We start from the raw sequence: 315 nt of genomic DNA, 5'->3' as shown, positions 1-315 counted from the left end.
TCGGTGGGGTAGTGGGCGTTGCAGATGGAGATGTCCTTCGCGGTGATGTCGTGCTCGACGACCTTGGCGAAGCGGTCGGCGTGGATGGAGTCGTCGTCGCGGAGGTACTTCATCTGGTTCAGCGAGGCGTGGTTGCAGCTGGAGTTGTCCTGGTGATTGTCCGCGGTGCAGGGGATGGTCGCGTTGAGCCGGCCGGACTCCGGGCTGGAGTGCCAGCTGTTGATGGTGGTGTCGTACTGGATGCGGGGGTCGGCGCAGGCCCAGGCGGCCTGGGCCATCTTGCGTATGAGCTTCTTCGCGTCGACGGTCTCTATG

1 pseudogene is annotated in these 315 nt (G+C 64.1%); it reads right to left on the bottom strand.

Annotation, left to right across the window (positions count from 1 at the left end):
• Window positions 1-315: pseudogene (locus tag PUR56_RS15250) on the bottom strand (vitamin B12-dependent ribonucleotide reductase); the annotation flags it as partial.

Origin of the sequence: Streptomyces sp. BE303, from assembly GCF_036290945.1 — a bacterium.
Lineage (GTDB): Bacteria > Actinomycetota > Actinomycetes > Streptomycetales > Streptomycetaceae > Kitasatospora.
The sequence above is the reverse complement of the archived record's forward strand: the minus strand, read 5'-3'. Positions and strand labels throughout refer to the sequence as shown.